This is a genomic window from Pseudomonas sp. SDO5522_S412 (assembly GCF_054071215.1).
This window is the reverse complement of the sequence record NZ_JBSVWQ010000258.1, coordinates 1-7,660: the sequence shown is the minus strand read 5'-3', so window position 1 is coordinate 7,660 and position 7,660 is coordinate 1. Positions and strand designations below refer to the sequence as shown.

At 61.9% G+C, this 7,660-nt stretch carries 6 protein-coding genes; 4 read left to right on the top strand and 2 right to left on the bottom strand.

Annotated features, from left to right (window positions below):
- Window positions 1-66: 66 nt before the first annotated feature.
- Both ACW9I6_RS28745 and ccoN read right to left on the bottom strand, forming a co-directional pair.
- Complete coding sequence (locus ACW9I6_RS28745) at window positions 67-288, bottom strand: cbb3-type cytochrome c oxidase subunit 3 (protein WP_017480401.1); 222 nt, start codon at window positions 286-288, stop codon at window positions 67-69.
- Entirely contained in the window at window positions 288-1,715 is a 1,428-nt protein-coding gene (ccoN, locus tag ACW9I6_RS28740) for a cytochrome-c oxidase, cbb3-type subunit I (RefSeq protein WP_008432550.1), read from the bottom strand. The genes ACW9I6_RS28745 and ccoN overlap by 1 nt, the downstream gene beginning before the upstream one ends.
- Window positions 1,716-1,923: 208 nt before the next feature.
- Here ccoN and aldA point away from each other — a divergent pair, with 208 nt between their 5' ends.
- The 4 genes from aldA (at window position 1,924) to ACW9I6_RS28720 (ending at window position 7,592) form a co-directional block, all read left to right on the top strand.
- A complete protein-coding gene (gene aldA / locus ACW9I6_RS28735) occupies window positions 1,924-3,348 on the top strand; it encodes an aldehyde dehydrogenase (protein ID WP_003212551.1) in 1,425 nt (474 codons plus the stop codon).
- A 76-nt stretch (window positions 3,349-3,424) separates the two neighbouring features.
- Window positions 3,425-4,735 (top strand): MFS transporter, encoded by a 1,311-nt coding sequence (locus ACW9I6_RS28730; protein WP_003212550.1) that lies wholly within the window; start codon window positions 3,425-3,427, stop codon window positions 4,733-4,735.
- A gap of 1 nt (window position 4,736) precedes the next feature.
- On the top strand, window positions 4,737-5,954 hold the full coding sequence (locus ACW9I6_RS28725; RefSeq protein ID WP_008432553.1) for a mandelate racemase/muconate lactonizing enzyme family protein: 1,218 nt from the start codon (window positions 4,737-4,739) through the stop codon (window positions 5,952-5,954).
- A gap of 27 nt (window positions 5,955-5,981) precedes the next feature.
- Complete coding sequence (locus ACW9I6_RS28720) at window positions 5,982-7,592, top strand: GMC family oxidoreductase (protein WP_177035526.1); 1,611 nt, start codon at window positions 5,982-5,984, stop codon at window positions 7,590-7,592.
- The last annotated feature ends 68 nt before the right edge of the window (window positions 7,593-7,660 follow it).

Below are 7,660 nucleotides of genomic sequence, written 5' to 3'. Positions count from 1 at the left end.
GCGGTGTGTCAGTCGCTGTATATGTTGACTGAACCACCGCATTCGCGAGCAAGCCCGCTCCCACAATTAGATCTCTATATTGCCCCAGTCCTGCTTTGTTTCCTCAGGCGCCACCGCGTTGACCCGCTTGCCCGTGGCCAGCTCCACCCGCCGTGCCACTTCCGGGTCATCGGCGAACGGCATCAGGCTGGCCTCATCCAGGCTCTCCTTCGACTGGCCCCGCAGGCAATACTCCACCGCGCCATACAGGCCGATCACCGCCGCCAGGTTCAGCGCTATCTCCCACATCAGGCGATCTGCGCGTCAAGCTGCGCCACCTTCAAATCCGCCACACGCACGGTGCGCCAGGTGTTGTACGCCATCAGCAACATGCCGCTGAGGAAGAACACCCCGCCGACGAATCGCACCACAAATCCCGGATGGCTGGCCTGTAACGCTTCCACAAACGAGTAGGTGAGGGTGCCGTCATCGTTCACCGCCCGCCACATCAGGCCCTGGGTGATGCCGTTGACCCACATCGACGCGATGTACAGCACCGTGCCAATGGTCGCCAGCCAGAAGTGCATATTGATCAGCCCCACACTGTGCATCTGCGCGCGCCCGAAGATTTTCGGGATCATGTGGTACAGCGAGCCAAACGTGATCATCGCCACCCAGCCCAGGGCGCCGGCGTGGACGTGGCCGATGGTCCAGTCGGTGTAATGGGAGAGGGCGTTGACGGTCTTGATCGCCATCATCGGCCCTTCAAAGGTCGACATCCCGTAGAACGCCAGCGACAGCACCAGGAAGCGCAGGATCGGGTCGGTGCGCAATTTATGCCAGGCCCCGGAAAGCGTCATCATGCCGTTGATCATCCCGCCCCAGCTCGGCGCCAGCAGGATCAGCGACATCGCCATCCCCAGCGACTGCGCCCAGTCCGGCAGCGCGGTGTAGTGCAGGTGGTGCGGACCGGCCCAGATGTACAGGGTGATCAGCGCCCAGAAGTGCACGATGGACAGGCGATAGGAATACACCGGCCGCCCGACCTGCTTCGGCACGAAGTAGTACATCATCCCCAGGAAACCGGTGGTCAGGAAGAACCCCACGGCGTTGTGCCCGTACCACCACTGCACCATCGCGTCGGTGGCCCCGGAATACACCGGGTAGGACTTGAACCAGTCCACCGGGATCGACAGGTGATTGACCACGTGCAGCATGGCGATCACCACGATGAACGCACCGAAGAACCAGTTGCCGACGTAGATGTGCTGGGTCTTGCGCTGCACCACAGTGGTGAAAAACACGATCGCATAGGCCACCCACACCACGGTCATCCACACCGCGCCGCTGAACTCGATCTCGGCGTATTCCTTGGTGGTGGTGTAACCCAGTGGCAGGCTGACCAGCATGATCACGATCACCGACTGCCAGCCCCAAAAGGTAAAGGCAGCGAGCTTGTCCGAGTACAGCCGTACCTGGCAGGTGCGCTGTACTGCGTAGTAGCTGGCGGCGAATTGCGCGCTGCCGGCAAAGCCGAAAATCACCAGGCTGGTGTGCAGCGGGCGCAGGCGACCGAAGGTGGTCCACGGCAGGTCGAGGTTCATCTCGGGCCACACCAGTTGCGAGGCGATCCACACGCCCATGGCCATGCCGACCACGCCCCAGACGATGGTTGCAATGACGAATTGACGCACGACCTTGTAGTTGTAGGCCTGTGCGGTTGATGGTGGTTGCATGCTTAGTCCTCCCACGGTTCCAAGTGGGCGGCACTGTAGGAAGTATGGGTAGAACAATACAGACTCAGACCCGGGTCATTAATACGGATCAGCCACTAACCTGCATTTTTCGCACGTTACCCCCGTCAATAAATCGTTTGTCCAACCCCCGCCCAATGACAAAACTGCAAGTCACTCGCAAAACAACAACGATTGGGCAAAAAACCATATGCAAATCGAGCGCAACTTTTACAACGGCCACTTCGCCGAACCTGCCAGCACCGCCCAAATCGCGGTCTACAACCCCGCGACCGAGGCCCAGGTAGGCCGGGTGTCCGCCGCCACCCCTGATGAAGCCATTGCGGCCGTCGATGCCGCCGCCAGCGCACAGAAAACCTGGGGCAAGCTCACCAGCATCCAGCGCGCCGAACACCTGCGGGCTTTCGCCGCCGCCCTCGAAACCTGCGCTGAAAGCATAGGCCGGGCGCTGGCCAGCGAATCCGGCAAAAGCCTCGACGACGCCAGCAACGAAGCGCGCTACGCCGCCCAGATCACCCGCTACCACGCCGAATGGGCACGCCGCATCGAAGGCGAAATCATCCCCAGCGACACCCCGGACGAAAACCTGTTCCTGCAACGCGAGCCCATTGGCGTCGTGGCTTGCCTGATTCCGTTCAACTACCCGGTCTATACCCTGCTGCGCAAAATTGCCCCGGCGCTGATTGCCGGCAACACCGTGGTGGTGCGCCCAAGCAACAACACGCCGTTGTCCGCCTTTGAAATCGCCCGTGCCGTCGAGCAGTCGGGCATGCCGGCCGGCGTGATCAACATCCTGACCATGGACCACGCCACCGCCGCCGCCCTGTGCACCCACAAGGCCGTGGGCCTGATCACCCTGACCGGCAGCGTCAACGCCGGGCGCATCGTGCTCGACTACTGCAAGGCCAACATCGCCAAGCCGTCCCTGGAGCTGGGCGGCAAGACCCCGGCGATCATCGAGGCCGACGCCGACCTGGAAAAAGCCGCCAGCGACATCATCGCTTCCAAGACCACCCACTGCGGCCAACTGTGCACGGCCGTCGAGCGGGTGTATGTGCAGGAAAGCGTCTATGACCGATTCCTGGCCCTGCTCAAGGCCAAGATCGGCGCCGTCAAATTCGGTGACCGTGCCACGGATGCGGGCCTGATGGGCCCACTGGTCAACGCCAGCTCCCGGCAGAATATTCACGCCATGGTCGAGCGCGCCATCGCCGACGGTGCTGTACTGGAAACAGGCGGCGTACTCCCCGAAGGTCCGGGCCATTTCTACCCGCCGACGCTGCTAAGCGCCTGCCGCCAGGACATGGAAATCATCCAGGAAGAAATCTTCGGCCCGGTGCTGCCGGTGCTCAAGTACCGCGATATCGACGAAGCGCTGGCCATGGCCAACGATCACCAGTTCGGCCTGTCGTCGGTGCTCTATACCGAGAACTACCGCACGGCCATGAAAGTCGCCAACGCCATCGAGGCCGGCGAGTTGTACGTCAATCGCACCCCGGCCGACCCTTACCAGGGTTTCCACGCCGGCTGGAAACGCTCAGGGCTGGGCGGCGATGACGGCAAGCACGGGATGCTTGAATTCACCCAGACCCGTTTGGTGGTCATGAAGTACTGATTCACCGATCACCGGCTTTACCTCAATAAAAACAATTATCGGGGCACCTGCTCAGTGGGTGCCCGAGGTCTACAAGATGTCCAAGCCTGCACCCGTTGCCCAGGGTTTCGATGCCGTGTCCGCGGCTAAAAGCGACAAGGCCAGTCGCTACTTCCAATTGATGTTGCTGGTACTGGCTGCCGGGGCGATCTACCCGATCCTCTACCTGCGCCAGGTCTACCAGACCACCATGCTCGAGGTGTTCCAGATCAACCACAGCCAGCTGGGTTATCTGTACTCGATGCTCGGTACGATCTTCCTGCTCAGCTACCTGCCGAGCGGCTGGTTGGCCGATCGCCTGCCGCCACGCTTCCTGATCTTCTTTTCGTTGGTGGCCACCGGGGCCCTGGGTATCTGGTACTCCACTGTGCCGTCGATGACCGGCCTGATGATCATCTTCGGCTGCTGGGGCCTGACCACCGGCCTGACCTTCTGGGCTTCGGTGCTCAAGCGGGTGAAGATGATCGCCCATCACAGTGAGCAGGGCCGTTTCTTCGGCATCCTCGACGGCGGCCGTGGCCTGGTGGAAGCCTTGCTGGCGACCGTGGCCCTGGGGCTGTTCGCCTACGCCACCGAGACCCGCAGCCAAACTGCGGCCGAAGGCTTCAAGCACGTGGTCTACCTGTATTCGTTCGTGTGTATCGCCATTGGTTGTGTGCTGGTTCTGCTCAAGGACCCCAAGTCCATGGCCGAAACTGCGGCGGTCGAGAAGGGCAAGTTCAACCTGATCGCCGACCTCACCACCCTGGTGAAAATCCCCGAGCTGTGGCTGGTGACCGCCATCGTGTTCTGCGGTTACCACATGTTCTGGGCCACCTACAGCTTCTCCGATTACCTGCAAGGCAGCGGCATGACCGCCGTGATGGCCGGCACCATCACCACCATCAAGTTGTGGATGCGACCCATCGGCGGGATCGGCGGCGGCTGGCTGGGGGACAAGTTTTCGAACATCTCGGTGCTGATCGTCGCGCTGCTGCTGGTGACCCTGGCGATGGTCGGCCTGATCGTGTTCCCGGCCATTGGCAGCCTCGGCTTGCTGATCGGCACGGTGATCTTTATCGGCCTGATGACCTACGCGATTCGCGGCCTGTACTGGGCGATCCTCGACAGCTGCGACATCCCGCTGCGCATCACCGGCCTGGCCATCGGCATCGTCTCGGTGGTGGGTTACCTGCCGGACACCTTTATCCCGCTGATCAATGGCTACCTCACCGACACATACCCGGGGCAGGTCGGCTACAACCTGTACTTCGGCTACATCGCCTTCATCGGCGTGCTCGGGACCCTCGCGGCCCTGACCTTGCGCGCCCGGATCAATCGTAAAAAATTCAACCAGACAGGTGCCTGAGATGAAAATCGTCGCCCTTGAAACCCATATTGTCGCCGTACCGCCGCCGCACATCGGCGGCATGTACTGGCTGTTCGTCAAACTGAAAACCGACTGCGGCATCGAAGGCGTGGGCGAGATCTACGCCGCCACCTTCGGCCCCAAGGCCATGCTGCCGATCATCGAGGACGTGTTCGAGCGCTACCTGCTCAACCACGACCCGCACCACATCGAGCGCTTCTTCCGCCAGGCGTACTCCAGCGGTTTCACCCAGCGCCCCGATCTGACCATGATGGGGGTGGTCAGCGGCTTGGAAATGGCCTGCTGGGACATCATCGGCAAGGCCGCCAACAAACCGGTCTATGAGTTGCTGGGGGGCAAGGTCAACGAACGCCTGCGTTCCTACACCTACCTGTACCCGGTCAACAGCAAGGGCGAGTACGACTACGACGACCCGGACCTGGCCGCCGAATGCGCGATCGAGAACATGAACAAGGGCTTCACCGCCGTGAAGTTCGACCCGGCAGGCCCGTACACCGCGTACTCCGGCCACCAGATCTCCCTGGAAGTGCTGGAACGCTGCGAAACCTTCTGCCGCAAGATTCGCGAGGCGGTGGGCGACAAGTGCGACCTGCTGTTCGGCACCCACGGGCAGATGGTGCCGTCGTCGGCGATTCGCCTGGCCAAGCGCCTGGAGAAATACGACCCGCTGTGGTTCGAAGAACCGGTGCCACCAGGCCAGGAAGAGGCCATGGCCCAGGTCGCGGCGAAGACCAGCATTCCCATCGCCACCGGCGAGCGCCTGACCACCAAGTACGAGTTCTTCAAGCTCTTGCAGGCCGGTGGTGCATCGATCCTGCAAATGAACGTGGCCCGCTGCGGCGGCCTGCTGGAAGCCAAGAAAATCGCGAGCATGGCCGAGGCCTACTACGCGCAGATCGCCCCGCACCTGTACAACGGACCGATCGGCGCAGCGGCGAGTTTCCAGTTAGCCACGTGCACGCCGAACTTCCTGATCCAGGAAAGCATCATGACCTGGGGCGGTTTCCATGCCGAAGTGCTGACCAAGCCGCTGCAATGGGAGGACGGCTACATCATCCCGTCCACCGAGCCGGGACTTGGGGTGGAGCTGAACATGGACGTGGTGCGCAAGCACACGCCGTACACCGGCGAGCGGCTGCACCTGCAAATGGCGCCCACGCCTGCTGACGTGAAAGACACTTCGCCCGCCAAGGGCTAAAAAAAACGACTTATGCGGTAACCGTGAATGACATACGACTACATCATCGCCGGCGCCGGCGCCGCAGGTTGCGTCCTGGCCAACCGACTCTCCGCCTCGGGCGAGCATTCGGTATTGCTGCTGGAAGCCGGCGGCAAGGACAGCTCCTGGTGGTTCAAGATCCCGGTCGGTTTCGCCAAGATGTACTACAACCCGACCTTCAACTGGATGTACTACAGCCAGCCGCAAAAACAGCTGGCCGACCGTGCCATCTATGCCCCGCGGGGCAAGGTGCAGGGCGGTTCCGGCTCGATCAACGCCATGATCTACGTGCGCGGCCAGGCCCATGATTTCGATGACTGGGCGGCCAATGGCAACGACGGCTGGGGCTTCAAGGACGTGCTGCCGTACTTCCGCAAGCTGGAAAATCACCCCCTGGGCGACACCGAATACCACGGCAGCAGCGGCCCCATCAGCATCACCCCGATGAAGGGCCAGACCCATGCCATCTGCGATGTATTTCTCAAGGGCTGCGAGCAATTGGGCTATGGCCTGAGCGATGACTTCAACGGGCCGAACTTCGAAGGTGCGGGCCTCTACGACGTCAACACCCGCAACGGTGAGCGCTGCTCCAGCAGCTTTGCGCACCTGCACCCGGCGTTGGGTAGGCCGAACCTGACCGTGGAGTTGCATGCGCTGGTAGACCGCGTGCTGTTCGACGATCAGCAGCGCGCCACCGGCATCAGCGTGACCCAGCACGGCGTGGTTCGCACCTTTACCGCGCGCAAGGAGGTGATCCTGTGCGCCGGGGCGGTGGATACGCCGAAGATCCTGCAACTGTCGGGTGTGGCGGACAAGCAATTGCTCGCCGAACACAACATCCCGCTGGTCAAGGACCTGCCTGCAGTGGGGCAGAACCTGCAGGACCACCTCTGCGCCAGTTATTACTACAAGGCCAATATCCCGACCCTGAACGACCAGCTCAGTTCGCTGTTTGGCCAGTTCAAACTCGGCCTCAAATACCTGCTGACCCGCAAGGGCGCGCTGGCCATGAGCGTCAACCAGGCCGGCGGGTTCTTTCGCGGCAACGAAGGGCAGGCGCACCCCAATCTGCAGCTGTACTTCAACCCGCTGTCGTACCAGATCCCGAAAAACAACAAGGCCAGCCTCAAGCCCGAGCCGTATTCAGGCTTCCTGCTGTGCTTCAACCCGTGCCGGCCTACCAGCCGCGGGACGATCCGCATCGCCTCGAAAAACCCACGGGACGCGGCCTTGATCGACCCCAACTACCTGAGTACCCGGAAGGACATCGACGAGGTGATCCAGGGCAGCCGGCTGATGCGCAAGATCATGCAGGCGCCGGCGCTCAAGGGCGTGACGGTGGCCGAGGTATTGCCGGGGCCGGCGGTGCAAACCGATGAGCAGATGCTGCAGTACTTCCGCGAGAACAGTGGCTCGATCTATCACCTGTGTGGCTCTTGCGCCATGGGCTCGGACCCGCTGGTGTCGGTGGTGGACAAGCGCCTGAAGGTGCACGGGATGCAAGGGCTGCGGATTGTCGATGCGTCGATTTTCCCCAACGTGACCTCGGGCAATACCCATGCGGCGGTGTTGATGGTGGCGGAGAAGGGCGCGGATCTGATCCTGCAGGATGCCTGAGGCCACCACCGATAAAATGTGGGAGCGGGCTTGCTCGCGAAGGCGGTGTGTCAGGCGCTGGATATGTC

What these genes read in the sequence shown, in the direction of transcription:
- ACW9I6_RS28745 (WP_017480401.1), bottom strand. Translation starts at nt 288, where the DNA reads ATGTGGGAGATAGCGCTGAACCTGGCGGCGGTGATCGGCCTGTATGGC.
- ccoN (WP_008432550.1), bottom strand. Translation starts at nt 1,715, where the DNA reads ATGCAACCACCATCAACCGCACAGGCCTACAACTACAAGGTCGTGCGT.
- aldA (WP_003212551.1), top strand. Translation starts at nt 1,924, where the DNA reads ATGCAAATCGAGCGCAACTTTTACAACGGCCACTTCGCCGAACCTGCC.
- ACW9I6_RS28730 (WP_003212550.1), top strand. Translation starts at nt 3,425, where the DNA reads ATGTCCAAGCCTGCACCCGTTGCCCAGGGTTTCGATGCCGTGTCCGCG.
- ACW9I6_RS28725 (WP_008432553.1), top strand. Translation starts at nt 4,737, where the DNA reads ATGAAAATCGTCGCCCTTGAAACCCATATTGTCGCCGTACCGCCGCCG.
- ACW9I6_RS28720 (WP_177035526.1), top strand. Translation starts at nt 5,982, where the DNA reads ATGACATACGACTACATCATCGCCGGCGCCGGCGCCGCAGGTTGCGTC.